Origin of the sequence: Paenibacillus solanacearum (genome assembly GCF_910593845.1) — a bacterium.
Lineage (GTDB): Bacteria > Bacillota > Bacilli > Paenibacillales > NBRC-103111 > Paenibacillus_G > Paenibacillus_G solanacearum.
On record NZ_CAJVAS010000133.1, the window covers coordinates 1 to 438 of the forward strand.

A 438-nucleotide genomic window follows, 5' to 3' on the forward strand; every position below is an offset into this window, starting at 1 on the left:
CGTCCATCTCAGCTTCAAACAATTGCTGAATCGTATCCTTGAAAAGATTCTTCAACATTTCATGTACATCTTCAACTGTCCGGCAATCTTTTGCCAGCTCCTTGATCGTCTTGTCCTTTAGGTCTTGCATAAATGATCATCTCCTTAATGGAAAGTTTAACCATTTACACAAAACTTTTTACGTCCTCTCGAAAAACTCCAACGACTACTCTAACGGAATTGTCTCAAAATCTAGACTGCATTGGAATACACCTTCTTGTTAGACGCTTACCTCCGAATTTATCATCTGGCAGACCAAGGAGCGATAGCAACGCAGCGTGAATACGGTGTTAGACGATGCCAACGGCCCTCTTCGATCGGCTCACAATATTCATTATTGGTCCTTAATAGTCCTTTAGAGTCTTCTTTCATACGGTCTTTCATACGGTCTTTCATACG

The 438-nt window shown here is 41.3% G+C and carries 1 pseudogene; it reads right to left on the reverse strand.

Features of this window, described 5'->3' with window-relative positions:
• A pseudogene (locus KXG62_RS33935) lies at positions 1-130 on the reverse strand (IS256 family transposase); the annotation flags it as partial.
• Positions 131-438 lie beyond the last annotated feature (308 nt).